The organism is Empedobacter sp. GD03739 (assembly GCF_029843245.1).
Classification (GTDB): Bacteria; Bacteroidota; Bacteroidia; order Flavobacteriales; family Weeksellaceae; genus Empedobacter; species Empedobacter falsenii_B.
The window spans coordinates 40,197-66,528 of sequence record NZ_JAOCHX010000003.1; the positions used below are offsets into that span (position 1 = coordinate 40,197).

The 26,332-nt window shown below is 33.4% G+C and carries 26 protein-coding genes; 10 read left to right on the forward strand and 16 right to left on the reverse strand.

The features are described from left to right. Genes murC through mraZ form a run of 10 tightly spaced genes read right to left on the reverse strand, consistent with a single transcriptional unit; the run spans position 1 to position 11,365 of the window. Positions 1-1,341, reverse strand: a complete 1,341-nt coding sequence (murC, locus tag N5E64_RS01815) for a UDP-N-acetylmuramate--L-alanine ligase (protein ID WP_280035427.1) — start codon at positions 1,339-1,341, stop codon at positions 1-3. Beyond that, positions 1,341-2,447, reverse strand: a complete 1,107-nt coding sequence (murG, locus tag N5E64_RS01820) for an undecaprenyldiphospho-muramoylpentapeptide beta-N-acetylglucosaminyltransferase (protein ID WP_038332836.1) — start codon at positions 2,445-2,447, stop codon at positions 1,341-1,343. Before murG ends, murC begins: the two co-directional genes overlap by 1 nt. Next, positions 2,419-3,618, reverse strand: a complete 1,200-nt coding sequence (locus N5E64_RS01825; RefSeq protein ID WP_115001740.1) for an FtsW/RodA/SpoVE family cell cycle protein — start codon at positions 3,616-3,618, stop codon at positions 2,419-2,421. Before N5E64_RS01825 ends, murG begins: the two co-directional genes overlap by 29 nt. Positions 3,619-3,633: 15 nt before the next feature. Next, on the reverse strand, positions 3,634-4,968 hold the full coding sequence (gene murD, locus N5E64_RS01830) for a UDP-N-acetylmuramoyl-L-alanine--D-glutamate ligase (RefSeq protein WP_280035429.1): 1,335 nt from the start codon (positions 4,966-4,968) through the stop codon (positions 3,634-3,636). 3 nt (positions 4,969-4,971) lie between these two features. Beyond that, complete coding sequence (gene mraY, locus N5E64_RS01835; RefSeq protein ID WP_221855353.1) at positions 4,972-6,213, reverse strand: phospho-N-acetylmuramoyl-pentapeptide-transferase; 1,242 nt, start codon at positions 6,211-6,213, stop codon at positions 4,972-4,974. Between the two features lie 3 nt (positions 6,214-6,216). Next, positions 6,217-7,680 carry a UDP-N-acetylmuramoyl-L-alanyl-D-glutamate--2,6-diaminopimelate ligase gene (locus N5E64_RS01840; RefSeq protein WP_280035430.1) on the reverse strand — a complete coding sequence of 488 codons (1,464 nt, stop codon included), beginning with the start codon at positions 7,678-7,680 and terminating at the stop codon, positions 6,217-6,219. After that, positions 7,677-9,659 (reverse strand): penicillin-binding protein, encoded by a 1,983-nt coding sequence (locus tag N5E64_RS01845; RefSeq protein WP_038332822.1) that lies wholly within the window; start codon positions 9,657-9,659, stop codon positions 7,677-7,679. Before N5E64_RS01845 ends, N5E64_RS01840 begins: the two co-directional genes overlap by 4 nt. After that, positions 9,637-9,996, reverse strand: a complete 360-nt coding sequence (locus N5E64_RS01850; RefSeq protein WP_280035432.1) for an FtsL-like putative cell division protein — start codon at positions 9,994-9,996, stop codon at positions 9,637-9,639. The genes N5E64_RS01845 and N5E64_RS01850 overlap by 23 nt, the downstream gene beginning before the upstream one ends. 9 nt (positions 9,997-10,005) lie before the next feature. Next, entirely contained in the window at positions 10,006-10,911 is a 906-nt protein-coding gene (gene rsmH / locus N5E64_RS01855; protein WP_280035434.1) for a 16S rRNA (cytosine(1402)-N(4))-methyltransferase RsmH, read from the reverse strand. Beyond that, positions 10,904-11,365 carry a division/cell wall cluster transcriptional repressor MraZ gene (gene mraZ / locus N5E64_RS01860; RefSeq protein ID WP_038332815.1) on the reverse strand — a complete coding sequence of 154 codons (462 nt, stop codon included), beginning with the start codon at positions 11,363-11,365 and terminating at the stop codon, positions 10,904-10,906. The genes rsmH and mraZ overlap by 8 nt, the downstream gene beginning before the upstream one ends. Positions 11,366-11,627: 262 nt before the next feature. Here mraZ and N5E64_RS01865 point away from each other — a divergent pair, with 262 nt between their 5' ends. Continuing rightward, positions 11,628-12,410 carry an alpha/beta fold hydrolase gene (locus tag N5E64_RS01865; protein WP_038332809.1) on the forward strand — a complete coding sequence of 261 codons (783 nt, stop codon included), beginning with the start codon at positions 11,628-11,630 and terminating at the stop codon, positions 12,408-12,410. A gap of 2 nt (positions 12,411-12,412) precedes the next feature. Beyond that, a complete protein-coding gene (yihA, locus tag N5E64_RS01870) occupies positions 12,413-13,045 on the forward strand; it encodes a ribosome biogenesis GTP-binding protein YihA/YsxC (protein WP_084106860.1) in 633 nt (210 codons plus the stop codon). A gap of 34 nt (positions 13,046-13,079) precedes the next feature. Here yihA and N5E64_RS01875 read toward each other — a convergent pair whose 3' ends face one another. The 3 genes from N5E64_RS01875 to N5E64_RS01885 all read right to left on the reverse strand — a co-directional run bounded on the left by N5E64_RS01875 (position 13,080) and on the right by N5E64_RS01885 (position 15,360). Then, positions 13,080-13,403: a hypothetical protein gene (locus tag N5E64_RS01875; protein ID WP_038332805.1), complete on the reverse strand. Its 324-nt coding sequence runs from the start codon at positions 13,401-13,403 to the stop codon at positions 13,080-13,082. 40 nt (positions 13,404-13,443) lie between these two features. Beyond that, a complete protein-coding gene (locus N5E64_RS01880; RefSeq protein ID WP_038332802.1) occupies positions 13,444-13,866 on the reverse strand; it encodes a type II 3-dehydroquinate dehydratase in 423 nt (140 codons plus the stop codon). A gap of 213 nt (positions 13,867-14,079) precedes the next feature. Next, a complete protein-coding gene (locus N5E64_RS01885) occupies positions 14,080-15,360 on the reverse strand; it encodes a replication-associated recombination protein A (protein ID WP_280035512.1) in 1,281 nt (426 codons plus the stop codon). Between the two features lie 113 nt (positions 15,361-15,473). On the opposite strand from N5E64_RS01885, the gene N5E64_RS01890 reads away from it, so the two are divergent. The 5 genes from N5E64_RS01890 to mscL all read left to right on the forward strand — a co-directional run bounded on the left by N5E64_RS01890 (position 15,474) and on the right by mscL (position 18,086). Continuing rightward, positions 15,474-15,878 (forward strand): hypothetical protein, encoded by a 405-nt coding sequence (locus tag N5E64_RS01890; protein ID WP_115001760.1) that lies wholly within the window; start codon positions 15,474-15,476, stop codon positions 15,876-15,878. 58 nt (positions 15,879-15,936) lie between these two features. Further along, on the forward strand, positions 15,937-16,443 hold the full coding sequence (locus N5E64_RS01895; RefSeq protein ID WP_125349652.1) for a thioredoxin family protein: 507 nt from the start codon (positions 15,937-15,939) through the stop codon (positions 16,441-16,443). Positions 16,444-16,541: 98 nt separating this feature from the next. Beyond that, positions 16,542-16,775 carry a membrane protein insertion efficiency factor YidD gene (gene yidD / locus N5E64_RS01900; RefSeq protein ID WP_125349653.1) on the forward strand — a complete coding sequence of 78 codons (234 nt, stop codon included), beginning with the start codon at positions 16,542-16,544 and terminating at the stop codon, positions 16,773-16,775. Next, positions 16,775-17,668: a prolipoprotein diacylglyceryl transferase gene (gene lgt, locus N5E64_RS01905; protein ID WP_219034371.1), complete on the forward strand. Its 894-nt coding sequence runs from the start codon at positions 16,775-16,777 to the stop codon at positions 17,666-17,668. The genes yidD and lgt overlap by 1 nt, the downstream gene beginning before the upstream one ends. Positions 17,669-17,702: 34 nt before the next feature. Further along, the gene (mscL, locus tag N5E64_RS01910) at positions 17,703-18,086 is read left to right on the forward strand and encodes a large conductance mechanosensitive channel protein MscL (protein WP_125349655.1); all 384 of its coding nucleotides are present in this window, start codon (positions 17,703-17,705) and stop codon (positions 18,084-18,086) included. A gap of 74 nt (positions 18,087-18,160) precedes the next feature. Here the strand turns inward: mscL and N5E64_RS01915 are convergent, their stop codons facing one another. Continuing rightward, positions 18,161-20,689: an outer membrane beta-barrel family protein gene (locus N5E64_RS01915; RefSeq protein ID WP_280035439.1), complete on the reverse strand. Its 2,529-nt coding sequence runs from the start codon at positions 20,687-20,689 to the stop codon at positions 18,161-18,163. Between the two features lie 236 nt (positions 20,690-20,925). On the opposite strand from N5E64_RS01915, the gene N5E64_RS01920 reads away from it, so the two are divergent. Further along, positions 20,926-21,252, forward strand: coding sequence for a Spy/CpxP family protein refolding chaperone (locus N5E64_RS01920; RefSeq protein WP_038332782.1), 327 nt, complete (start codon positions 20,926-20,928; stop codon positions 21,250-21,252). A 33-nt stretch (positions 21,253-21,285) separates the two neighbouring features. Here N5E64_RS01920 and proS read toward each other — a convergent pair whose 3' ends face one another. Beyond that, the gene (gene proS, locus N5E64_RS01925) at positions 21,286-22,764 is read right to left on the reverse strand and encodes a proline--tRNA ligase (protein ID WP_280035440.1); all 1,479 of its coding nucleotides are present in this window, start codon (positions 22,762-22,764) and stop codon (positions 21,286-21,288) included. Between the two features lie 103 nt (positions 22,765-22,867). Between proS and N5E64_RS01930 the strand changes: the two genes are divergently transcribed. Beyond that, positions 22,868-24,061, forward strand: coding sequence for a hypothetical protein (locus tag N5E64_RS01930; RefSeq protein ID WP_280035442.1), 1,194 nt, complete (start codon positions 22,868-22,870; stop codon positions 24,059-24,061). Between the two features lie 21 nt (positions 24,062-24,082). Beyond that, on the forward strand, positions 24,083-25,477 hold the full coding sequence (locus tag N5E64_RS01935; protein WP_280035443.1) for a hypothetical protein: 1,395 nt from the start codon (positions 24,083-24,085) through the stop codon (positions 25,475-25,477). Between the two features lie 91 nt (positions 25,478-25,568). On the opposite strand, the gene N5E64_RS01940 is transcribed toward N5E64_RS01935, so the two are convergent. Continuing rightward, entirely contained in the window at positions 25,569-26,324 is a 756-nt protein-coding gene (locus N5E64_RS01940) for a head GIN domain-containing protein (RefSeq protein ID WP_125349660.1), read from the reverse strand. Positions 26,325-26,332 lie beyond the last annotated feature (8 nt).

Below are 26,332 nucleotides of genomic sequence, written 5' to 3' on the forward strand. Positions count from 1 at the left end.
TTACGCTTCACTTAACCACTCTTTTATTGGTTTAACAATTGTATCAATATTTCCTGCTCCAACAGTCAATAATACATCAAAATCTTGTTTTTTGATGTTTGCTAAACTATCTTCTAATGAAGATACTATTTTTTCATTTAAATTCACCTTTTCTAGCAACCAATTTGAAGTAATTCCTTCGATTGGTAACTCTCTGGCAGGATAAATGTCTAATAAAATCAAACTATCTAACTGCGATAAACTTTGTCCAAATTCTTCTGCGAAATCTCTTGTACGTGTAAATAAGTGAGGCTGAAATACTCCCAATACTTTTTTACCCGGATAAAGTTCACGAACTGAACGAATTGCTGCATTCAATTCTGTTGGGTGATGTGCATAATCGTCAATGTAAATTTTTCCATTTGCTTCGAAACGATTAAAACGTCTTTTAACTCCAACAAAAGTTGATAAAGCTTCTTTAATTTTATCATGTGGAACACCCATGTAATCTGCAACAGCTAAAGCCGCAACCGCATTTTCCATATTGTGATGTCCTGGTAATAAAATTCCAACATCTGTCAATGAACCGTTTGGTGTTTTTACATCAAATACATAATGTCCATCAATAATTCTTACATTGTGCCCATCATAATCTGCGTCCAAATCTACTCCATACGTAAAAGCTCCGTCGAAAGGCAAACCTTTGTGAACAAATAATTTTTCTTCCACAATTGCCGCAAATTCTTGAAACGATTTTTTCACTTCATCACGCTCACCATAAATATCCAAATGATCTGCATCATCACTTGTGATAATCGCTAATTTTGGAGAAAGACGTAAGAAAGAACGGTCAAACTCATCGGCTTCTGCAACTGTATATTTAGAACCATTTAAGATGATATTCGAATCGTAATTTTCTGCAATACCACCTAAAAAAGCTGTACATTCTACATTCGCAACTTTTAGAATATGTCCTAAAATAGACGAAGTCGTTGTTTTTCCGTGCGTTCCCGCAACACCAATATTGTATGTATGTTTGGTAATTTCACCTAACACTTCAGAACGCTTCATTACTTTAAAATCATTCACTAAAAAATAATTTAGTTCTGAATGATCTTTTGGTACCGCTGGCGTATAAATTACCAACGTATTTTTTGGATTAATTCCTGCTGGAATTAACTCGATGTTATCTTCGAAATGAATATCAATTCCTTCAGCAATCAATTCAGTTGTTAACTCGGTTTGTGTTTTATCATAACCAGCAACTTCTTTTCCGATTGACTTGAAGAAACGTTCCAAAGCACTCATTCCGATTCCTCCTGCACCGATGAAATAATAATATGTTTTATCTAAAATATTCATTATAATAAATTCAATAATATATCTACAATCTCTTTTGTCGCATTCGGTTTCCCTAATTGCTTAATGTTTTGAGATAATTTATTTTTTAATTCTTCATTGTTCGCCAAAGCAATTACTTCTTTGACTAAAATTTGTTTTGCATCTGCATCTTTCACCATAATCGCTGCATCCTTCTCAACCAATGCTTGTGCATTTTTGGTTTGATGATCTTCTGCTGCTGTTGGCAATGGAAGCAAAATAGTTGCTTTTCCAACAATACACAATTCCGAAATTGCCATTGCTCCTGCACGAGAAACAATCATATCCGAAGCTGCATACGCATCTTTCATGTTATAAATAAATTCGGTTACATGAATCGTTGGATATTTATCGCCAACCAAATTTTTGATTTTTTGATAATCTAACTTTCCTGTTTGCCAAATCAACTGAACACCACTTGCAACAAATTCGTCAAGGTTTTCTAACCAAGCATTGTTCATTGCTCTTGATCCTTGTGAACCACCAACTGATAAAATAGTTGGTTTTTCTGGATCTAATCCAAAAGCTGAAATTGCTTCTGCTTTTGAAGGTAAATTTTGAAAAATTTCGGCACGAATAGGATTTCCTGTGTAATGCACTTTTTCTTGCGGAAACTGAGAAATTCCTTCGTAAGCTGTACAAATAGCACTCGCTTTATTTTTCAAAATTTTGTTGGTAACTCCCGGAAACGAATTCTGTTCTTGTAATAAAATCGGAACATTTTTGCTTCCTGCTACCCACAACATTGGTCCACTCGCATAACCTCCTGTACCAACAGCTAAATCTGGCTGAAAATCTTTGTAGATTTTTTTTGCAAGACTTAAGCTTTTTATCAATTTGAAAGGGAACTTTAAATTCGCTTTCATGTTACTTCTATCAAATCCAGAAATTGGTAAACCTTTTATGTCATACCCAACTTTTGGCACTTTTTCCATTTCCATTCTTCCTTCTGCTCCAACGAACAAAATTTGTGCATCTGGCAAACGACGTTTTATTTCGTCTGCAATTGCAATGGCTGGATAAATATGTCCACCTGTTCCTCCGCCACTTATTAAAACTTTAGGCGATGTCTTCGATGTATTCTTCACTTAATACTTTTCTATCTTGTTCTAATTCTTCTTGCGATTTAATCTGAGTACTTACACTCAAAATTATTCCGAACGAAATACATGTCATCCAAATGGATGTTCCTCCGTAACTAATCATTGGTAATGGTTGCCCCGTTACTGGAATTAAATTAACCGCTACCGCCATGTTTACCATTGCTTGTATAATAATTGGTAAGCCCACTGCAAACACAAGTAGCGTACCAAAAACGGTATGAATCTTTGATGCGATGATACAAATCCGTATTAAAATCAGAAGGAAAATTCCAATTAATAAAATTGCACCAATTGCACCATATTCTTCTACAATAATAGCGAAGATAAAATCGGATGATGACTGAGGTAAAGTTTGTTTGAAAACACTTTTTCCTGGTCCAGCCATTTCATTCAATCCTCTTGCAATTGCAGCTTTTGCGTGTAAAACTTGATAACTTTCTAATCCAGAATCGTCATTAAATTTCTCGATACGTGACATCCATGTGTGCACACGAGAATTTGTTACTAAGTCTGGACGAGATAAAGCCATCCACACAAATCCGCCACCAAGTACTAAACCTACCCCGGCAATTGTAAATAAATATTTGAATGGAAATCCACCAATAATCAACAATATTCCGCACATTCCAGCTAACATCAACGCTGTTGAACCATTAGAAGGAAAGATTAATCCTACAATTACAATAATTGGTAAGAATAATGGAACTGCCGTATTTTTCCACGTATATTCTTTGTCTCTATTTTTTGTCAAATAACGAGCTATATAAATCAACAACGCTTGCGAAGCAATCATCGAAGGCTGAATACCAATTCCAGTCCCTGGAATAGTTAACCAACGCGCAGCATTTGCACCTCCAATGGTTTGTCCTTGTACGAGTGTTATTGCCAAAACTCCAGAAAGTATAACAACAGCTGTTAAAGCAAACAAACCAAACCAACGATAATCAATACGTTGTAATCCATAAATGATAAATAAACCAATTAATAAAATCACAGCGTGCTTACCTAAATGCCCAAAAATAGTTCCCGATCCTACCGTATACACCAAGTTAGAACTTGCTGAATAAACAGGTAAAAACGAAAATAGTGCTAACAATAAAATGAAAGCCCAAAGCGGTTTATCGCCTTTAAAATATTTTTGTACGATGTTAGACATTGGTTGGTTGTGTTATTATAATTTGCGTACGTTTTCTTTAAATTGATCTCCACGATCTTCATAACCATTGAACAAATCGAAACTTGCACAAGCTGGTGACAGAAGAACCGTTTCTCCTTTTGTTGCTAATTTATATGATTGCTCTACACAATCTTTCATTGTATTTGTCTCAACAATTGTATCGATATATGGACTGAAAAAATCAACAATTTTTGCGTTATCAACACCCAAACAAACAATTGCTTTCACTTTCTTTTTCACGAAAGGTAAAACTTCGTTGTAATCGTTTCCTTTATCAGTTCCTCCAACAATCCAAACAACTGGCTTTGTCATACTTTCCAAAGCAAAATATGTTGCATTCACATTTGTTGCTTTAGAATCGTTGATAAAATCAATTCCTCCAATTGTCAAAACAGGCTCTAAACGATGTTCAACCGATTTAAAATCAGACAAACTCTTTTTTAGTTCCTCATTATTGATATCAATAATTTTTGCAGCTACAGCCGCAGCCAATGAATTAGAAACATTGTGTTTACCAATTAATCCTAAATCATTCACTAACATTGTAAAATCACCATTCGAATCGTTCACACGGAACAATTCATTGTTTGCGTATGCTTCATTTGTTGCATCCATCATTGTGAACGGTTTGCGATGAGCACGAATATCAATCTTATCAATCATCTCCATTGTTTTTGGATCATCCAAATTGTAGATAAAATAATCGTTTTCATCTTGGTTTTCAGTAATTCTGAATTTAGCCTTTGCATACAAATCAAACTGATAATTGTATTGGTCTAAATGATCTGGTGTAATGTTCAGTAAAATTGCAACATACGGTTTGAAATCTATTTTGATATCATCTAACTGAAAACTACTTACTTCTAGTACATAATAATCGAAGTTATCTTCAGCTACAGATTTTGCAAAACTTTTTCCGATGTTACCACCTAATCCTACATTTAATCCAGCTTGCTTTAGGATATGGAACATCAAACTTGTTGTTGTTGTTTTTCCATTAGATCCTGTAATCGCAATAATTTTTGCATCTGTATAACGAGACGCAAATTCAATTTCAGAAATAATTGAAATTCCTTTTTCTTCTAATTTCTGAATTAGCGCTGCTTTTTTTGGAATACCTGGACTTTTCATTACTTCATCGGCATTCAGAATTAATTCTTCTGTGTGCTGACCTTCTTCATAAGCAATTCCGTGCTCCTCCAAAAGTTGTTTATACTTGTCTTTTATTTGTCCCATGTCCGAAAGAAAAACATCAAAATTTTCTTTCTTCGCAAGAATAGCTGTTCCTACGCCACTTTCTCCTCCTCCTAAAACGACTAATCTTTTCATTTTTTATCTAATCTTTAAGGTAATAATACTAATTACCGCTAAAATGATTCCGATGATAATTGCACGCACCACGATTTTACTTTCGTGATAACCTAACTTCTGAAAATGGTGATGTAGAGGAGACATCAAAAAGATTCTACGACCTTCACCAAATTTCTTTTTCGTGTACTTGAAATAAGACACTTGTAACATTACTGATAAACTTTCTGCGAAAAATATTCCGCACAAAATTGGTAGTAACAATTCTTTACGAACGATAATTGCTAAAACAGCAATAATTCCTCCGATTGTTAAACTTCCTGTATCTCCCATGAACACTTGAGCTGGATAGGTATTATACCAAATAAATCCTATCAAACCTCCAAGGAAAGCTCCACAGAAAATCAAGACTTCTTCTGAACGCGGAATAAACATAATGTTCAAATAATCGGCGAACATTAAATTTCCGGAAACGAAAACAAACATCGAGATTGCCGCCATAATCACAGCCGAACTACCTGCTGCTAAACCGTCGATTCCATCTGTTAAATTTGCTCCATTCGATACTGCTGTAATGATAAAAATTACTGCAAAAATAAAAATCGCTGCAACCGCCCATGTTGGTCGATCTTGCGCATCCATCCAAAATAAAATATCAGAATAGTTAAATTCATTTCCTTTCACGAAAGGCATTGTTGTTTCTAACGTTTTTTCTTCTGAACCAAATTTTATTTGTCGGCTGTATTCTGTTTGTTCTGTTCCTACAGGCGTTTTTACTCTATTTTCTTGATGTTTTACAGTAACTGTTGGACTGAAATAAAGCATTAATCCAACTACAACTCCAAGACCAACTTGTCCTAAAATTTTAAATTTACCTTGTAAACCTTCTTTGTTTTTTCTAAAAACTTTGATGTAATCGTCTAAAAAACCAATCACACCTAACCAAATTGTTGAAACCAACAAAATAATAATGTAAATATTATCTAATCTCGCAAAAAGTAAAGTCGGAATTAATGTCGCCAAAATGATGATTAAACCACCCATTGTTGGCGTTCCTGCTTTTTCGATTTGTCCTTTTAAACCTAAATCACGAACAATTTCGCCCATTTGTTCTTTACGTAAATAACTGATGATTCGTTTTCCGTAAAACAAACTGATGAACATTGCCAATAAAATTGCCATTCCCGCGCGGAAAGACGTGTATTGAAACATACGCGCTCCTGGAAAATGGATACCTTCTAAATAATCAAATAAATAGTATAACATTCTTTATTTGTTCAATATTTTACTCAATTCTGATGCAACTTCTACATCAGAAAAATGTGTTCTTACTCCGTTAATTTCTTGATACGTCTCGTGACCTTTTCCCGCAATCAAAATAATATCTTTTGGTTCGGCCATTTTAAGTGCTGTTTTTATAGCTTCTTTTCGATCTGTAATCTTCAAGGTGCGATTATAAAATTGCGCTTTTACACCAACTTCCATTTCGCGAAGAATTTCTTCTGCATCTTCGGTTCTTGGATTATCTGATGTAAAAATGGCAAGATTAGATTTTTCGCTCGCGATATCGGCCATTTCTGGACGTTTTGTTTTATCGCGATCTCCACCACAGCCTACAACTGTTATTAGTTTTTCGTTTTTGGTACGAATCCCTTCTATTGTATCCAAAACATTTTCTAATGCATCAGGTGTATGTGCATAATCTACAATTACGATAATTCCTGACTCCGTTTTGAATGTTTGAAAACGACCATCAACATTTCCTAGTGTGCTCAATGCTTTTAGAACTTCTAACTCATCTTGTCCTAAAATTGACGCTACACCAAAAACTAATAATAAATTATATGCATTGAATTGACCAATTAATGATGTCCAGAATTCTTTTCCGTTGAATTCTAATTGCATTCCATCAAATTGGTGTTCAATAATTTTCCCTTTAAAATCTGCATCAGTTTTTAGCGCATACAATTTTTTCGTAGCAACTGTATTCTGAAGCATTACTTTTCCGTTTTTATCATCTGCATTCGAAATTGCCGTAGACGTTTTTGGCAAATCGTCGAAGAATTTCTTTTTTGCTGCAAGATAATTTGCAAACGTTTTGTGATAATCTAAATGATCGTGTGTGATATTCGTAAATCCAGCCACTTCAAAATGCAAACCAGCAATTCTATTTTGATGAATTCCGTGCGAAGAAACTTCCATAAAAGCAAATTCGCATCCTCTATCTACCGCTTCACGAAACATTTTGTTCAATGTCAAAATATCTGGCGTTGTATGCGTAGACGGAATCACTTCACCATCAATCACAATTTTAATCGTCGAAATTAATGCACAAGCATAACCTAATTTTGTAAACAATTCGTACAACAAAGTTGTCGTTGTTGTTTTTCCATTCGTACCTGTAACTCCAACAAGTTTTAAATCTTTTGTTGGATTTCCATAAAAATTAGAAGCTAAAATTCCTAATGCAATCGTTGAATTTTCAACTTTCACATACGTTACTCCATCAATTAAATTTTCTGGCAAAACTTCGCAAACAATTGCTTTAGCACCTAAACCAATCGCTTTTTCTATATACTGATGACCGTCAACTGTAACTCCATTTACAGCGACAAAAACATCATCGTTTGATACTTTTCTTGAATCAAATTGAATATTATTGACTTCAACTTTTGTTGAACCAATCGTTTCTGAGATGGAAACTTTATATAATAAATCAACTAAATTTCTCATCCTTCCAACATTAAATAAATTGTCTCACCCTTCTTAAATCTTGTTCCCGCAGGAATGGATTGATTTGTTACTTTTCCAAACCCTGAATATTGTACATCTAATCCTAAATTTTCTAATACCGGAATTGCTTTAGACCCTGTATGACCAGTCACATTTGGTACTATATTTTTAGAATTACTAACATTAATATCATCTCCTTTTTTAAACTCTTTCACCGCGTTCTTTTTTACTAAATCGCGTGGCAAAGGTATGGGAGTTTTTGAATATACCCAATCGGCAATTTTCTTAAAAACCGGAGCTGTTACACTACCTCCATAAAACCCTTTGGCTGTATTTGGTTTGTGCACAACTACGATACAAGAATACTTTGGTTTTTCTGCTGGAAAATATCCTGCAAATGAAGCACGATATTGCATTCCTTTACCATCTCGCTTCCAATAATCAACACGAGCAGTACCAGTTTTACCAGCAATATCGTAATTACTATTACTAATAATACGTCCCGTTCCTTGTTCTACTGCACCACGAAGCATTTCTTGCATCTGTTTTACATTTTCCAAAGAAGTTAGTTGATCCACTAAAACAACAGGCTCGAAAACTTTATCAGGTTCACCTTTACGCGTGATTTTATCCATAAATAATGGCTTCAACATTTTACCATTATTTGCCACTGCGTTGTAGAAAGTCACAATTTGAATTGGAGTTAACTGTAAACCATACCCATAACCCATTACAGGCAACGTAATATTACTCCAAGATTTACTATCTGGACGATGCATAATTGGGCTTCCTTCTCCAAGAATATCTACTCCAAGAGGCGAAGTCATATGCCATTTATCCATTTTTTTGAAGAAAGCTTTCGGGTTTTCTCCGTAGTATTTATTAATAATTTTTGCTGTACCAATGTTAGACGATTTTTTCATCACGCCATCCACAGTCAATGTTCCGTATCCGTGTGTATCTGTAATCGTACGACCATAGAATTTATAACTTCCACCTCCCGTTTCTACTGTCGAATTTTTATTGATAAAACCATCATCCATTGCTGCAAGCAACGAAACTGTTTTGAAAGTAGATCCTGGCTCTGCAGCTTCACCAACCGCATAGTTATAATCGTCGATATATGTTCCGTCTTTTTTGCGAGATAAATTCACAATTGCACGAACTTTTCCTGTCTGAACTTCCATTACAACGACACTTCCGTGTTGCGCTTCAAATTCAGAAAGTTGTTTGTACAAAGCATCGTAAGCAACCATTTGTAAATCGGCATCTATTGTTGTGTAAACAGATGAACCCGCTTGAGGCTCTTGCTCCCAACTTTTCATTGGTTTCCATTTTCCACGTCCCATAAATTGTTCCCAACGACGTCCTTCAATACCACTTAATAAGTCAGAATAAGCTCCTTCTAACCCAACTTTTCCACGTTGATCATCGTAACCAATTGTACGAACACCAATGTCTTGAACAATTAATTCTCGTTTTGACTCAGTTTCATGAATAAATCCACCTTTGTTTTGACCTTTGTTGAAGATTGGAAATTTTTTGATGCGTTGATATTGCTCATAATCCAAATCTTTTACTAACATCATGTAGCGATTCTTCTTTTTACGTTCTGTCGAAAATTTGTCGTAAAAATAAGAAGGTGATTTTGTAAACATCTTACCTAAAGAATCGGCAAGATTGTGCATTTCTGTTTTAAATAATTCATCTTTGATCACCGTCAAATCCACATAAACATTGTGTTTTGTAACAGTTGTAGCCATTAATGCGCCATTAGAAGCATATAAATTACCACGCTCCGCCGTAACGGTATCTAATCTAAAATTATTCTTTTCAGCAAAACGCTCTAATTCAACCCCTTCTACAATATTAATTCGAAACATAAAAACAATAATAAAGATGGCCCAAATCGCTAGCGCGCCGGCAAATACCCATCCTTTGATGACAATATTGTTTTTATTTTTCGCTGACTTCGTCATAAACTTTGTCTACTATATAATAAGGTTGTTTATCTGGAATTTTCAAACCATACACTGCTGTACGCTCCAAAATTTCCGTTTCTAATTGCATACGCATCAAATCGCGATGCTTATCTGTATATTGAGATTTTAAATCTTCTACTTTATCTTGTAATTCAGCGATTCGAACCACTTTACGATCAACTAAATGCGAACTCGAAATACTCAAAAAAGCCAAACCTACCAGATACAACATAAACTTCCAGTTTTGTTCTGAGCCAGTTTTGATTAAAAACTCACCTCTCAACAAACCTATAAAAGTTTTTTTCTCTGGTAATATTTTTTTCTTTTTTGCCATTCCTATTTCTTAATCCTCATTACGAACCGCAATACGCATTTTCGCACTACGCGCTCTTGGATTTTCATTAATTTCTTCTTGCGTTGGCACAATCACCTTTGATTGTAAAGGTTTGAAAGGTGCCGACCAATTTCCAAAAACATCACGTTCAGGTTCACCTTCAAACATTCCGTTTTTCATGTAGCGTTTTGTTAAACGATCTTCTAACGAATGATACGAAATAATCACCAAACGACCACCTGGTTTTATCACTTCTCCACATTGCGTTAACATCTCTTTCAATGCAGCCATTTCATCATTTGCTTCGATTCGTAATGCCTGAAACATTTGAGCGAAAAATTTATTTTCTTTCATTTTTGGAATGAATGAAAAAATTTGCTTCAACTCATCAATTGTATTAATTTGTTTATCTGCTCTTGCTTTCACAACTTCTCTCGCCAAACGATACGAACCTTGCAATTCTCCAAAATCATAAAAAACACGAGCAAGATCTTCTTCTTCGTATTCATTAATAATTGTTTTGGCAGAAAGTTTTGCATTCTGATTCATTCGCATATCCAATTCTCCATCAAAGCGAGTTGAAAAACCACGTTCTGGCGTATCAAACTGATGAGAAGAAACTCCCAAATCACCCAAAACACCATCAACTTGTTTTATTGCACGAAATCTTAAATTATTTTTCAAGAATCTAAAATTTTGTTCAACTAACTCAAATCGATCATCATCAATTTTATTGCGAACCGCATCTACATCTTGATCAAATGAAAATAATTTCCCATTTTTATCCAAACGACTTAATATTTCACGTGAGTGTCCTCCACCCCCGAACGTACAATCTACATATATACCTGATTCGTTAATAATTAACGCATCAACACTATCTTTTAATAATACTGGATTATGATATTCACTCATCTTCTCCTAAATTTCCCATTACATCTTCTGCCAAAGAAGCAAAATCTAAATCATCTACATTAATCGACTCTTCATATTTGTCTTTATCCCAAATCTCGATCATATTTACAGAAGAATTCAGAACGACTTCTTTATTAATTTCTGCAAATTTCACTAAATCTTTTGAAATCTGTAGCCTTCCATTTGCATCAACTTCGACAATTTTTAATCCAGCCGTAAAAATTCTAATAAAATCATTGTTTTTCTTCACAAATCGATTCAATTTATTCAAATCATTCATCACTTTTTCCCATTCTTTCATTGGATGCAGTTCTAAACAATTTTGAAACACAGATCTTTTCAACACAAAGCCATCTTCCAAACATTCAGCAAGTTGTTTCTTCAAACCCGCTGGTATTGGGAGCCTACCCTTTGTATCTACCTTACACTCATATGTTCCAATTAATGAATTCATGATAGAATTTTTTCAAAAATAAAGAAAATATTACCACAAATTACCATTTTTTACCACTTTTATTGAAATAGTTATCAACAATTTAAAATTTAGTATCAGATAGTTATGTTTTTTCTAACGCTAACCCCATGTATAAAATGAGAAATAATGTTTATATAGACCTTGTTTTGATAAGTGATTAATATGGATTGTTAAAGTTTTTCATATAAACCACGAAATAAAAAATATAATTAATTAAATTTGTCGACTTAATATCGAGTAAATGTTTTTTAGCTTAAAGAAAAAAGATAAGTTCTCTTACATAGAAGAAGGAGAAGGACAACCAATTGTTTTGCTTCATGGATTAATGGGTGAACTTAGCAATTTCAGCTCACTTACAAATTATTATGCACAAAGAGGATATAAGGTTTTCGCACCAGAATTGCCATTATATTCTTTATCTGTCATCAATACTAATATCAAAAATATTGCAAAACATGTTGCAAATTTTATTGAAGAAGTCGTTAAAGAACCAGCTATTTTAGTTGGAAATTCTTTAGGAGGACATATTGGTTTGATGGTTTGTCACAGACATCCAGAATATGTAAAAGCACTTTGTTTAACAGGAAGTTCTGGTTTGTACGAAAAATCTTTTGGAGAAACTTATCCAAAACGTGGTAATTACGAATATGTAGAACGTAAAACGCGCGAAGTTTTTTACGATCCTGCTATCGCTACAAAAGAAATTGTAGATGATGTTTTTGACACTGTAAATGACAGAAATAAAGCTATCAAAACTTTATATATCGCAAGAGACGCGATCAAATCTAACATGAAAGATGATTTAAAAGACATCAAAATGCCTGTTTGTTTGATTTGGGGAAAACAAGATAATGTAACTCCACCAGAAGTTGCAATAGAATTTGAAGAAGAATTACCAGACGCTTCTTTATTTTGGATTGATAAATGTGGGCACGCTCCAATGATGGAACACCCTGAATTATTCAACGAAATTTTATACAAATGGCTAATCGAAAAACAATTAGATCCAGCCACTAAAGCATAATTATGATTAAAAAAGCTGAATTCGTAAAAAGTTCGCAAAAATATACAGATTGTCCAGATCCTTTCAAACCAGAATACGCATTTATTGGGCGTTCTAATGTTGGAAAATCATCATTAATCAATATGTTAGCAGATAAAAAAGCATTAGCTAAAACTTCTGCAACTCCAGGTAAAACTCAATTGATTAATACATTCGAAATGGACGATACTTGGTATTTAGCCGATTTACCAGGTTATGGTTTTGCTAAAGCACCAAAAGGTGTTCGTGGTGGTTTCAATAAAATGATTTATGATTACATTGAGTTTCGTAAAAACTTGGTCAATGTTTTTTTATTGATTGATTCTCGACACACGCCTCAAAAAATAGATTTACAGTTTATGGAATGGTTAGGAAACAAACAAATTCCGTTTGCGATTGTGTTTACAAAATTAGACAAACTAACGAGTACACAAATGCAAAAAAACTTGAATCACTACAAAAACGAGTTATTAAAAACTTGGGAAGAATTACCAAAAATATTTACAAGTTCGGCTTCGAGTAAAATTGGTAAATTAGAAATCTTAGGCTACATTGATAGTTTGAACGAACATCTTGTAGACGAGTTTAAGAAAGAACAATACAAAAAAGAATATTAAAAAAGTCGGAACATAGTTCCGACTTTTTTGTTTATTACTCTCCTAATTCAGCAGATTTTGTTTTCAAATCATTGATACAAGGTTCTATTAATTTCATTAATCGTTCTTGTAATTCAGGTGTTGGATTATTCATTTGCATCATTTCTGTATATGTAAATTCATCCATCATTTTATCTGTCGAACAGTCACAATATTTTGTAATCAGCTCTTTTTTAGCCGCAGATATCCCTGGTGTTATTGCCGCTTGTTCACAAGCCGTCATTGCCTGAGCTTTTTGCTCTGTATTGTTTTTATCAGCTTTCGAATTACAGCTAATAATGGTTAATCCAAAGATTAATCCTAAAATAATTTTATCCATAGGTAATAGATTTTAATCTTGTTAAGATAATGATTATTAATTATTTCACAAAATTATTCACAGCTTCAACATAACCTGGTAAACCTTTTCCTGAAATAATTTTTAGACAACTTTCACCTGTTACACTATTTTTTCTGAAATCTTCGCGCGCATAAATATCCGAAATATGAACTTCTATCACTTTAGTCGTAATCGCTTTTATCGCATCTGCAATCGCATACGAATAATGCGTATACGCACCAGCATTCAAGATAATTCCGTCATATTTAAAACCAATTTCGTGCAATTTATCAATAATATCTCCTTCGTGATTTGATTGAAAATAATGCAACGAAACTTCTGGAAATTGCTTTCTCAATTCATTTTCAAAAAAATCTTCGAAAGTTTGTGTTCCATAAATCTCTGGTTCGCGAACGCCAAGTAAATTTAAATTAGGTCCGTTTATAATTTGTATTTGTTTCATTTTCTTTATTTTATAAATATAAATTCCTTTTTTAAATCGAAAAACTTTAATTTTTTCTTTTTTTTAATCAATTTTTTACTTTTTATTAAGTTTTGGCACAAACCTTGTATATATACAATCACCAACCTATTATCATATAAAACCAATCTAAACCAAAAAAATCAACCAAACCTTAAAATCTCAGTTAAACTTGATTAACTGAGATTTTTATTTTTAGTATCCATACTTACCTTTCCACTTTTGATTCAGCGATTGTTTATCCACTTGTTCTCGCTTATTATTTCCTGGCTCATAAAAAGTCGTCCCCGAAATTTCATTTGGTAAAAATTCTTGTTCAGCAAAATTTCCTGGAAAATCGTGCGAATATTTATATTCTTTTCCATAATCCAAATCTTTCATCAGCTTAGTTGGTGCATTTCGTAAATGCAACGGAACAGGTAAATCCCCTGTTTGTTTCACAACTTGTTGCGCTTTACCAATCGCTAAATAGGTTGCATTACTTTTTGGAGAATTCGCCAAATAAACCGCACATTGACTCAATAATATTCGAGATTCTGGATAACCAATTACCGAAACAGCCTGAAATGTATTATTCGCCAAAATCATCGCTGTTGGATTTGCATTTCCCACATCTTCGGAAGCTGAAATCAACATTCTTCGCGCAATAAATTTCAAATCTTCACCACCTTCAATCATTCGAGCTAACCAATAAACCGCTCCATTTGGATCTGAACCACGAATCGATTTGATAAAAGCTGAAATAATATCATAATGTTGTTCACCCGTTTTATCATAACGCGCTAAATTTTGCTGAATACGTTCATGCACAATTTCATCGTTGATGATGATTTTATCAGTTGGAGAAAAACTATTAATTACCAACTCCAAACCATTCAATAATTTTCTTGCATCACCTCCCGAATATCTTAATAATGCATTTGTTTCAACTAATTCAATATTTAATATAGATAAAACTGTATCTTTTTTTGTAGCTCGTTCAATCAAATCGACTAAATCTTCTTTTTCGAGATGTTTCAACACATAAACTTGCGCACGTGAAAGCAAAGCTGGCACAACTTCGAAACTTGGATTTTCGGTTGTCGCTCCAATCAAAGTCACCAAACCAGTTTCTACCGCTCCCAACAAACTGTCTTGCTGTGATTTATTGAAACGATGAATTTCATCTATAAATAAAATCGGATTTTTCGTTCCCGAAAACAAATTTTGATTCTTTGCTTTTTCAATTACTTCACGCACTTCTTTCACACCAGAATTTATGGCGCTCAACGTATAAAATGGTCGATCAGTTAATTCGGAAATCAATTGAGCTAGTGTCGTTTTTCCTGTCCCTGGCGGTCCCCAAAAAATCATCGAAGCAATCATATCATGTTGCAACATCATTTTTATTGGTCCGTTTTCGCCCACCAAATGCTTTTGATTAATGTATTCTTCAAGCGTTTTTGGACGCATTCTTTCAGCTAAAGGCGCATTCATAAAATCTTGTTTAGATTTCAAAGTTAGGGAATGTTTTGTCAAAATGAATGATTTTTTGGGCGACATATTTTGGCATTTAGATTTATTTTCTTTGTGTTAGAATAAAAATTAAAATGATGAAGAAAGCGTTAGAATGTGCTTTAATTTTAACAAGAAAGCACCAACTTTTGGGTGATAAAATTGCTTTATCAACTGATTATTTGAAAAAGATTGAACTAAAAGATAAACAATCAGAAATCAATAAACAAATGATTGAGTTTTTGGTCGAATTGCAAGAATTTGTAGAATTTATCAGAGTAAATCAAGAACTTAGATTGATGTATGTTGAATTGGTGAATTATTATTTCACACAAATTCATCATCAAATTAATTTTTATGAAATAGAATTGGACCGTTTAGAATTTGAATCAAAATTCTCAATCAATATGATTAATCAATTTAATCAAAACGAAAAAAATAATGAAATAAATTCGGTTCAAGAAAAACTAAATTTATATTACACGATTATTAATTCGTAGAAAAACGTTTTCGGCATAATTTTTTATTGTAAATTCGACTTAATATTTAGAATTTGAAATGAAAAAATTAACTATGTTTTTTAGCTTAATGATTTTATCATTAAGTTTTGCATTTGGTCAACAAACTGAAAAACCAAAAATTTATAGCGAAGAAGCAAATCCGAAAGTAGATATTGCGAATGCGGTACAAAAAGCTTCTGCAGAAAAGAAACACGTTTTATTGCAAATTGGAGGTAATTGGTGCGCTTGGTGTGTGATGTTTGATAAATTGACAAAAGAAAATCAAGAAGTAAAAGATTATATTGCGAATAATTATGAAGTGGTTCATGTAAATTATTCTCCAAAAAATAAAAACGAAGAAACGTTAGCTGCATTGAAACACCCAGAGCGTTTTGGATTTCCTGTTTTTGTAATTTTAGATGAGAAAGGAAATTTAATTCACACACAAAACTCAGCTTATCTTGAAAGCAAAGAAGTGAAAGGACATGATCCGAAAGTTGTGTTAGAGTTTTTACAAAACTGGTCTTACAAAGCATTAGATCCAGCGAGTTATACTAAAAAATAATATGCGTTAAGCACGTATCGTATAGAGAATCAATCAGCAAAAGCATAAACTTTTTAGATTGATTCTTTTTTATTTCGGTTATTGATTAACTTTGTGAGATGAACAAAATTTTGGTTACACCATTTATTCTGTTGGTAAGATTTTATCAATTAGCGATTTCTCCTTGGATGGGAAGCAATTGTAGATATCAACCAACTTGCTCTTCTTATATGATAGAGGCGCTAAAAGAACATGGTTTGCTAAAAGGTTTGTGGCTCGGAACAAAAAGAATTGGTCGCTGTCATCCTTGGGGAGGACATGGATACGACCCTGTACCTAAAAAGAAAAATTAATGATTAACTTAATTTCGTTTATCGATTGGAATCCAAAACCTTATTTATTTGAAATAGCAGGATTCAAAGTACATATTTACAGTTTATGTTGGATAGTCGCCTTTGTCGTAGGCTGGTATTTGATGTCAAATATTTTCAAGAAAGAAAATCAGAAAAAAGAATTACTTGACCCTTTATTCCTTTACACATTTATTGGAGCAATTGTAGGTGCAAGACTCGGAGAATATATTTTTTATGATCCTGCTGCGTTTATTGAACGACCAATCGAAGTTTTCTTACCTGTACAACACTCACCAGGACAAAGTGCTTTCTTTGGATTATTACAAGATTACGAATTTGTAGGATTTAGTGGACTTGCAAGTCACGGAGCTGCATTAGGTGTAATTTTAACTTCCTATTTATTTAGTAGAAAATATTTGCATCGTAATGTATTGTGGTTGTTAGACCGTATTGCTGTTGTTGTTCCTTTTGGTGGAGCTGCGGTTCGAATTGGAAATTTTTACAACTCAGAAATTGTAGGAAAAGCATCAGAATTACCTTGGGCAGTAAAATTTCATCAACAAAGTTTGGGATATGGAGAAGTAATTCCTCGTCATCCAGCTCAAATTTATGAAGCGATTGGATATGTTATCTTAGGAATTATTATGCTTTATATGTACAACAAAACAGATAAGACAAAATATTTGGGAGCTTTGTTAGGCATATTCTTATTTTTATTATTTTTAATACGATTTGTTGTTGAGTTCTATAAAGAAAATCAAGGAGAAGAAGCAGTTGCTCAAATGTTGAATATAGGATTAAACAATGGTCAAATCTTAAGTATTCCTTTTATGTTAATCGGTTTATACTTATTTATCTCTTCTAAAAATAGATTAGATATCAATCAACCTTAGAATTATTATAAACTTAGAAATAAATTATAGACTTATGGGATTTTTTAAAGAATTTAAAGAGTTTGCAGTAAAAGGTAACGTAGTAGATTTAGCTGTCGGTGTAGTTATCGGTGGTGCCTTTGGTAAAATTGTTACTTCTTTAGTTGAAGATATCATTACGCCAGCCATTTTAAATCCAGCCTTGAAAGCTATTGACGCTGAAAATTTAGCTGCATTAGTAATACCAGGGACTGCAATTAAATATGGTAGCTTTTTAGCTGCTGCTATTTCTTTTATAGTTGTTGCATTTGCTTTATTCGTAATGATTAAAGGAATTAACAAATTGAAAAAAGAAGCCCCTGCTGAAGAACCAGCTCCTGCAGGACCAACACAAGAAGAATTATTGGCTGAAATTCGTGATTTGTTAAAAAACAAATAATTCGTTTTCATTCAAAATGATAAAAAAATGGATCGCAATTGCGATCCATTTTTTTATCGATTATTTTCAAACTCTTAAGAAGCTGCTTGCATTTGCATTTCTTCTCCACCTCCCATTTCTTCTCCATCTGGGCGTTGTTGTTTATTCTTTTCTCTTTCGTTTGTTTTCTTAAAACGATATGTAAACGATAAGTTAATTGAACGTTTCATCCAACGCATACTTTCGTAATTAGTGTAATCTGCTCCATAAGTAGTGGATTCTCTTTTTCTTGAGTTGAACACGTCACGAATATTTAAAGATAATGTAGCTTGTTTGTTGAATAAATCTTTTGATAAAGAAAAATCCATTGACAAATTATCTTCAATTTTTTGTTGAGCCGTTTTCATGCTTCCCATGTAATTTCCAGCAACCTGAATTTTGAAATCTGCAGGTAATATAAAGTTAGAAGACAAACGTCCACGAGAACTAAATCCGTCTCCAGAGAAATCTTGCGTATCTACTTTTGTACTTTCTACTCCTGTTACAGGATCTTTTACAACGTTTGTTTCTTCGTAGAAACCTGTTCTATTGTATCCAAATAAATTTACATTGAACATCAAACTCCACCATTTAGCTGGTTTGTAAGTCGCTGTTAAATCTAAACCATAACGATCTTCATCACCAATGTTGATTGGTTTTGTAATAAATACTTCATCTCCGTTATCGTTATAATTTTTACGTTGAAACTGATTAATCATATCAGTTGTTCTTTGGTAAAATAAACTTGGCGTTACCATCAACTTTCCTACAGTTGTGATATAAGCTAACTCGTATGAATTTGTATAAGTAGGATTAAGATCTGGATTACCATTTCTTACATTTCTATCATCTGTTGCAGAAAAGAAAGGCATTAACATGAATCCCATTGGACGACGAACACGACGAGAATAACTTAATTGTAATTCGTTTTTCTCAGTAAACTTATAATTCAACGTTAATGTTGGGAATAAATCTGTATATTTTTTTGAAATATTTTCTCCGCTTGTGTAGTTTTTGATTTTCATATCAGAACTCTCTAAACGTAAACCTGCGAAGTATTGAAATTTTTCTCCAATTGCATTTCCATATTGTGCATAAGCCGCTAATACATTTTGTTGATTATCTACATTTGCAAAAAATCTACTATCAGCTTCGTAATCTCCAGCGTCAGTTAAAAAGAATGTTCTGTTATTAGTTTTCGTATCGCTAAAATCTGCACGAGCACCTAATTCAAATTTTCCTTTTTCTCCAATTGGACGAACATAATCTGCTGTTAAAACTACATTTTTCTGATCTTCTAAATTATCAGTAATACGATTTGTAATTTCATCTACATAGTTACCTGTAGTTTTGTCTAATACTTTTGTTAAACCATTAACAAAACCATCTTCGTCTTCTTTTTGAGACGAAAAACGTCCTGTGAATGCAAATTCATGACCTTTTTTATCAAACTCGTGTTTATAATTAAAATCTAAATCAAAGTTATTTTCAATTTCTTTCTCATTCTGAAGATTATATTCATTCTTCAAGAAAGTCATTGCATTATCAAAGTAATTATAATCAACTAAAGCATTGTTATTTCCATTATTGTAACGATAACCTGCAGATAAACCTATTGTATTTTTATCATCTAAATAATATTCTCCACCCAAACGAATGTTGTAATTTCTACGAATTCTATTATTATCTCGGTTTGTAGATCTATATTGTTTTACAACATCTGTTCCTTCATTATAACTTGTCATAAAAGCAGAACCTTCACCTTCTCTATCCATATAACGAGAACCTAAAGTTGTAAAAATGTTATATTTTTTTGTTTTATAATTCAAGTTTACATTTCCTCCAACCATTTTAGGAATTCCTCCATTCAAGGTTACAGAACCATTAAAACCTGTATTAGAACCTTTTTTCAATACAATATTGATGATCCCCGCAGAACCTGAAGCTTCGTAACGAGCAGAAGGGTTTGTTACCAATTCAATACGTTCTACATTTTCGGCTGGAATATTTTTTAAAGCTTCCGCTACATCAGAAACACCCAACATTCCCGAAGGTTTTCCATCAATCAAGAATTTTACATTATCATTTCCTCTCAACGAAACATTTCCTTCTGCATCAACAGAAACCGATGGTACATTTGCTAAAGCATCAGACAATGTTTGACCTTGCGACATTGGATCATTCGCCATATCATACACTTTTTTGTCCAATTCTACTTTATAAATTGGCTTTTCCGCTGTTACAACTGCTGCTCCTAACGAAACTGTTTGCGTCGTTTTTACAGTAAAAGTACCTAGATCTAATGCAGATTCTAAATTAATCTGTTTTTCTATTACATCGTATCCCAATGGCTCAATCACAAGAACATATTGCCCAGCCTTTGCTTCTACTGTAAATTCTCCTTTTGCATCCGTTGCCGCTTCTGCCACAACTCCATCTTCCGAGCTTTCAAGCGATATTGTAGTGTATTCTACAGGTTTGTTTTCACTTGATAAGACTTTCCCTTTAATTTTTAAAAGCTCTTGCGCATTCAATCCTGCACAAACACAAATAAAAATCAAAGCAAATAAACTTCTTAACCTCATTTGTTTAATTTTTCGTTTTGTAGTTTTATAATTTTACAACTTGTTTGACAATCCTTTTTGGAAAAGGTTTAATCGATTTCAAAAATAATTTAAAAAATATTGGTCGATTATTCATCACAAATGTTACATCTTTTAAAAGATTTCATCATAACCGAAAAATTTTAACATTTATCGTTTTAAACCTTTTTAATTTTTTGAAGTCTTAAGAATAAATAAAACAAAAAAAGTTGATAATTATGAGAACAGCATTTTATAAATATGTAGGATTAGGATTAATTGCTTTCACTTTAACAACTGCTTCAGCGCAAGACAGAAATGAAGGATCGAGAGAGCAGAAATTACAACAATTAAAAAAAGATTTGAACTTGACAGATGCGCAAGTCATCAAAATCAAACAAATTGAGGACAGCTACAAAGACGAAAAAATTGAATTGAAAAAGAAAATGAAAGAAGTTCGTCAAAAGGAGTTTAATGAAATCAATGCTGTTTTTACGCCAGAACAAAAAGCAACATTGAAGGAATTGCACGCCAAAAAACATCAAAATAAAAAAGGAGCTAATTAATAGCTCCTTTTCCTTTTTGATATATTTTAAAATTTAGTACGCTTTTGCATATAAAACTCTGTATTTTGCAGGTTTTCCAGAGAAAACATCTACTCCTTCTGTAGGTGTTTCAAAAGCTTGAGGAATACAACGAATTGTTGCTTTCGTCGCATTTTTCACCGCTTCTTCTGTTTCTTCTGTTCCGTCCCATAAAGCTGAAACAAAACCACCTTTATTCTCGATAATATCTTTGAATTCTTCAAAAGTTGTTGTCTCTGTTGTGTGAGTATCTCTAAAATCTGACGCTTTTTGGAATAAATTAGTTTGAATATCTTCTAACAATTTTTCCACTTCAGTTGACACATCATCCAATGCAATAAATTGCTTTTCTAATGTATCGCGGCGAGCAACCTCAACATGACCTTTTTCTAAATCTTTTGGTCCAATTGCAATACGAACAGGAACACCTTTCAATTCGTATTCAGCAAATTTCCAACCTGGTTTCGTTTTATCATCATCATCAAATTTGATCGAAATTCCTTTCGCTTTCAATTCAGACGAAAATTTATCCACCACTTGACGAATTTCTTCTAATTGTTCTTCTGTTTTATAAATTGGAACAACAACAACCTGAATTGGTGCTAATTTTGGAGGTAATACTAATCCTAAATCGTCAGAATGCGTCATAATTAATGCACCCATCAAACGAGTAGAAACTCCCCAAGAAGTTGCCCAAACATATTCTTGTTTTCCTTCTTTACTTGCGAATTTTACATCAAAAGCTTTTGCGAAGTTTTGCCCTAAAAAGTGAGAAGTTCCCGCTTGTAAAGCTTTACCATCTTGCATCAACGCTTCAATTGTGTACGTATCATCTGCACCTGCAAAACGCTCAGAATCTGACTTTCTTCCTTTTACAACTGGAATTGCCATAAAATTCTCTACAACATCCGCATATACTTCTTGCATTTGTTGCGCTTCCGCAATTGCTTCTTCTTTTGTTTCATGTGCAGTGTGTCCTTCTTGCCATAAAAACTCGGCAGTTCTCAAAAACAAACGCGTACGCATTTCCCAACGCACAACATTTGCCCATTGATTAATCAGAATTGGTAAATCGCGATAAGATTGTATCCAACCTTTGTATGTACTCCAAATAATTGCTTCTGAAGTAGGACGAACAATTAATTCTTCTTCCAATTTTGCTTCTGGATCTACAATTAATTTTCCTTTGTTATCAGGATCATTTTTCAATCGATAATGCGTTACAACCGCACATTCTTTCGCAAAACCTTCTGCGTTTTTTTCTTCGGCTTCGAATAAACTTTTAGGAACAAATAAGGGGAAATAAGCATTTTGATGACCTGTTTCTTTAAATCTTTTGTCTAATTCTGCTTGTAGTTTTTCCCAAATAGCATAGCCATATGGTTTGATCACCATACACCCTCTAACCTTCGAATTCTCAGCTAAATTTGCTTTTACAACAAGCTCATTGTACCACTTAGAATAATCCTCAGCACGAGTTGTTAATTTTGCCATAATCTTTTATATTTGTTGATAAGTTTCGTATCTTTACTTGGCATAAAAATTGCCTTTAAATTTATGCAAATTTAATTATTACAAACGATGTAAATTTATAATTATGAACAAAGTTTATAAAATTTCTGCAACTACATTAATTCTTGTGGCTGCATTAGGAATTTCATCTTGTTCGACTTATCAACCAAGTGGTTACGAAAGCGACGGAGTTTACTATAATCCGAAAACAGATAAAACCTATCAACAAGCTCAACTACAACATGGTAACGAGCAAGGAGAACAAGAAAATAAAGGGGAAATAAAAATTGGTAGTCCATACTTCGATGCAGAAGGAAATGGTGCTGAACAATTTTATTACCAAGATGATGTTGATAGCACAAATGATAATACTCAATCTAAATCAGCAACCAAAGTTAAAATTAACGGATATGGTTTAGGTGGTTACAATTATTTTGGAAACAACGACTATACATTAACTTATAACGGATCGAGTAATTATAACTGGGGACGTAATGATGGTGTAGAAATTAATATCTGGAACAACTATCCTTGGTACAGCTACGGATGGGGAGGTTTCTATAATCCATATCGTTGGGGATATTACAATCCTTACTACGGTGGATATTACGGAGGTTACTACGGATGGAACAATTGGTACGGATATCCTGGTTATTATGGATATTATGGTTGGGGATATTACAATCCTTACTACGGTGGATATTACGGAGGTTACTACGGATGGAACAATTGGTACGGATATCCTGGTTATTATGGATATTATGGTTGGGGTTGGAATAGACCTTACTACGGTGGATATTACGGAGGTTACTACGGATGGAACAATTGGTACGGATATCCTGGTTATTATGGATATGGATATGGATACAATCGTCCAAGAGGAATTTATTCTCAACCAGGTTACAGAAATGGTGGTCGTTTAAATAACACGATTAATTCTACTCGTCCTGTTGGAAGTTTAAATGGTAGAAACAACCAAATCTCTACAGGTTTAAGACCAACTCGTGATAATACAATTAACAATACAACACGTCCAACTCGTGAAGTAAGACCGACACAAACACAACAGCCTACTTACAACACAAGACCGACTCGCGAAGCTCAACAATACCAACAACCAACGAGAAGCTATGAAAGAACAAATAGCATGAACAATTCTCGCCCATCATATTCTACACCTTCTCCAAGTAGAGGTAGTAGTATGAGTAGCGGAAGCATGGGAGGTGGTTCTCGCGGAAGTAGCACAGGAGGAGGCTCTCGTGGTGGAGGAAGAAGATAACTAGATTTAGATCATATAAAAATGAAAAAAATATTATTAAGCCTTTGTACCTTAGCTGGTACATTGGCTTTTGCACAACAGAACAAAGGATACGAAACTCAGTATTCTACAAATGCTATAAATTTATATTCGCAAGATATTAACAGCGGAAATGCTAAATATATTGGTGTTGGTGGAGCTGTTGGTGCATTAGGAAGTGACATTACTTCTGTCGAGCAAAACCCTGCTGGATTAGGAGTAGCAATTAACTCTGATGTCCAAGTAACAGCTGGTGTTTCTACTTTTAGCAACAAAACTAATTTCGGAACAAATATCAAAGAATCTGAAAGCAATTTTGATTTCCAACAATTTGGAGGAACATTTGTTTTTGCAAATGAAGCTTCAAAATGGAATCGTTTTACAGTTGGTGTCGCTTATCTTAATCAGCGTTTAGACAATTATTCATCAATTGGAACAAATGAAGGTATTAAATTTGCTGATCCAGACGGAACTTTCAATGGTTACATCAAAGATATTGATGGATATAAATCTAAATTCTCTGTTAATTTAGGAACAAGTTATGATGACAAAATTTATTTGGGGTTTGGATTAAACTTCCACGAAACTAACTATTCGGGTTACGAACAATATGCAGAGCGTGATGACGAGAATGGAAAAACCTACGTATACAATGCAGATGGAGCTCCATATAGTGAAATTGGGCAAGGATTTTCTTTCTCTTTAGGTGCTATTTACAAAGTGAATCACAATGTACGTTTAGGAGCGGCTTATCATTCTCCTGTTTGGTACAATGTTTCGGAAGATTATTATGCAGCAAACTTCATCAATAACGGAACTGCTGTAGTTTCTTATTATATGTATTCTTCTGATTACGATATGACACGTGGTGGTCGCCTTGTAGGAAGTTTAGGTTTTGTTGTTGGTAAAAATTTATCTCTGGGTGCTGATTATACCTATCACATGAACAATGATACAAAATTAAAACCATCACAATATTTTAATTCTTCTAATAATTTTATCAATGATTTTGTAAAAAATTCAAGTGAAGTTAGAGTTGGTGCAGAATACCGTGTAGATCGTTTCAAAGTAAGAGCGGGTTATAATTATGTAACTTCTCCTTACAAAGATTTTACGATGGATATTGCGAACGAAAACAATGTTGTGACAAATGCAGCTGTTTTATCGAAAGCATTTCAAGGAGATATCAATCGTGCAAGTTTTGGTTTAGGATATGATTTTGGTGGATTCTATATAGATGCAGCTTATCAATATCAAACGCAAAAATATCAACAATTGATTGGTGGAACAGATTATATTAATATTAATAATGAATTTGTTTCTTTACCTAATACTTATGCTCCAAAAGTTAAATTAGACAACAATTTATTCTTATTGACATTAGGTTGGCAATTCTAATAAAGAAAATAGATATAAAAAATCGGATGAAATTCATCCGATTTTTTTGTAGTACTAAATATTAACTTATCATAGTTTTAAACAAAAACTATTAGTTTATTCTTTTGATAGAAGACATTCCAGAAGTGCTCACTTTCGTTTTCAAACTATTTTCGTCTACATAACGAACAGAACTCGCTCCAGAACTATCAGCAGTCAAATTATTCACAGCCCAAACTGTTGTAGAACTTGCTCCTGAACAATCAACAACTACATTCGCAGCTTTCAATTCTTTTCCAACAAATGAAGAAGCTCCCGAAACTGAAATGTTTAAATCCTGTACATTTCCAGAAATTTTCATACTTGATGCACCAGAATTATCAACCGAAATAGAATTAGAAACTACATCTAATTTCAAATTACTTGCTCCTGATAAATCAACCGCCATTTTTTCTACTTTTTGTGTTGGTAAAACGGTTACATTCGTTGCACCAGAAAGATTAAATGAACGTAATTTTTGATGAGGGAATTTAATTTTAATAGAAGAATTTTTCAAGTTTATGGTTCCATTAATTTTCATCACCAAAACACCATTTTTCACTTCAGTCGTGATTCTATTCATAATATTATCTGGCGCTTCAACCGAAATTTGACCATTATAATTACCATCCTCGACTGTAACACTTATTGCGCTACTTACGTCAATTCCTTCAAAAGAAGCAACTTTACGCGTTTCCGTAACTGTATTACTACTCGCTTCTACTCGATCTAAATAATTAGAAGCTGGTGATTTAGAATTTAAATCAACCGAACAACTCGCAAATCCTAACGAACTGAATATTAAAATTGGAAGAAAAATGTATTTCATATAGATGT

Coding starts and splice junctions, on each gene's coding strand:
- murC (WP_280035427.1), bottom strand. CDS start 1,341: ATGAATATTTTAGATAAAACATATTATTATTTCATCGGTGCAGGAGGA.
- N5E64_RS01825 (WP_115001740.1), bottom strand. CDS start 3,618: ATGTCTAACATCGTACAAAAATATTTTAAAGGCGATAAACCGCTTTGG.
- murD (WP_280035429.1), bottom strand. CDS start 4,968: ATGAAAAGATTAGTCGTTTTAGGAGGAGGAGAAAGTGGCGTAGGAACA.
- mraY (WP_221855353.1), bottom strand. CDS start 6,213: ATGTTATACTATTTATTTGATTATTTAGAAGGTATCCATTTTCCAGGA.
- N5E64_RS01840 (WP_280035430.1), bottom strand. CDS start 7,680: ATGAGAAATTTAGTTGATTTATTATATAAAGTTTCCATCTCAGAAACG.
- N5E64_RS01845 (WP_038332822.1), bottom strand. CDS start 9,659: ATGACGAAGTCAGCGAAAAATAAAAACAATATTGTCATCAAAGGATGG.
- N5E64_RS01850 (WP_280035432.1), bottom strand. CDS start 9,996: ATGGCAAAAAAGAAAAAAATATTACCAGAGAAAAAAACTTTTATAGGT.
- rsmH (WP_280035434.1), bottom strand. CDS start 10,911: ATGAGTGAATATCATAATCCAGTATTATTAAAAGATAGTGTTGATGCG.
- mraZ (WP_038332815.1), bottom strand. CDS start 11,365: ATGAATTCATTAATTGGAACATATGAGTGTAAGGTAGATACAAAGGGT.
- N5E64_RS01865 (WP_038332809.1), top strand. CDS start 11,628: ATGTTTTTTAGCTTAAAGAAAAAAGATAAGTTCTCTTACATAGAAGAA.
- yihA (WP_084106860.1), top strand. CDS start 12,413: ATGATTAAAAAAGCTGAATTCGTAAAAAGTTCGCAAAAATATACAGAT.
- N5E64_RS01875 (WP_038332805.1), bottom strand. CDS start 13,403: ATGGATAAAATTATTTTAGGATTAATCTTTGGATTAACCATTATTAGC.
- N5E64_RS01880 (WP_038332802.1), bottom strand. CDS start 13,866: ATGAAACAAATACAAATTATAAACGGACCTAATTTAAATTTACTTGGC.
- N5E64_RS01885 (WP_280035512.1), bottom strand. CDS start 15,360: ATGAATGCGCCTTTAGCTGAAAGAATGCGTCCAAAAACGCTTGAAGAA.
- N5E64_RS01890 (WP_115001760.1), top strand. CDS start 15,474: ATGATGAAGAAAGCGTTAGAATGTGCTTTAATTTTAACAAGAAAGCAC.
- N5E64_RS01895 (WP_125349652.1), top strand. CDS start 15,937: ATGAAAAAATTAACTATGTTTTTTAGCTTAATGATTTTATCATTAAGT.
- yidD (WP_125349653.1), top strand. CDS start 16,542: ATGAACAAAATTTTGGTTACACCATTTATTCTGTTGGTAAGATTTTAT.
- lgt (WP_219034371.1), top strand. CDS start 16,775: ATGATTAACTTAATTTCGTTTATCGATTGGAATCCAAAACCTTATTTA.
- mscL (WP_125349655.1), top strand. CDS start 17,703: ATGGGATTTTTTAAAGAATTTAAAGAGTTTGCAGTAAAAGGTAACGTA.
- N5E64_RS01915 (WP_280035439.1), bottom strand. CDS start 20,689: ATGAGGTTAAGAAGTTTATTTGCTTTGATTTTTATTTGTGTTTGTGCA.
- N5E64_RS01920 (WP_038332782.1), top strand. CDS start 20,926: ATGAGAACAGCATTTTATAAATATGTAGGATTAGGATTAATTGCTTTC.
- proS (WP_280035440.1), bottom strand. CDS start 22,764: ATGGCAAAATTAACAACTCGTGCTGAGGATTATTCTAAGTGGTACAAT.
- N5E64_RS01930 (WP_280035442.1), top strand. CDS start 22,868: ATGAACAAAGTTTATAAAATTTCTGCAACTACATTAATTCTTGTGGCT.
- N5E64_RS01935 (WP_280035443.1), top strand. CDS start 24,083: ATGAAAAAAATATTATTAAGCCTTTGTACCTTAGCTGGTACATTGGCT.
- N5E64_RS01940 (WP_125349660.1), bottom strand. CDS start 26,324: ATGAAATACATTTTTCTTCCAATTTTAATATTCAGTTCGTTAGGATTT.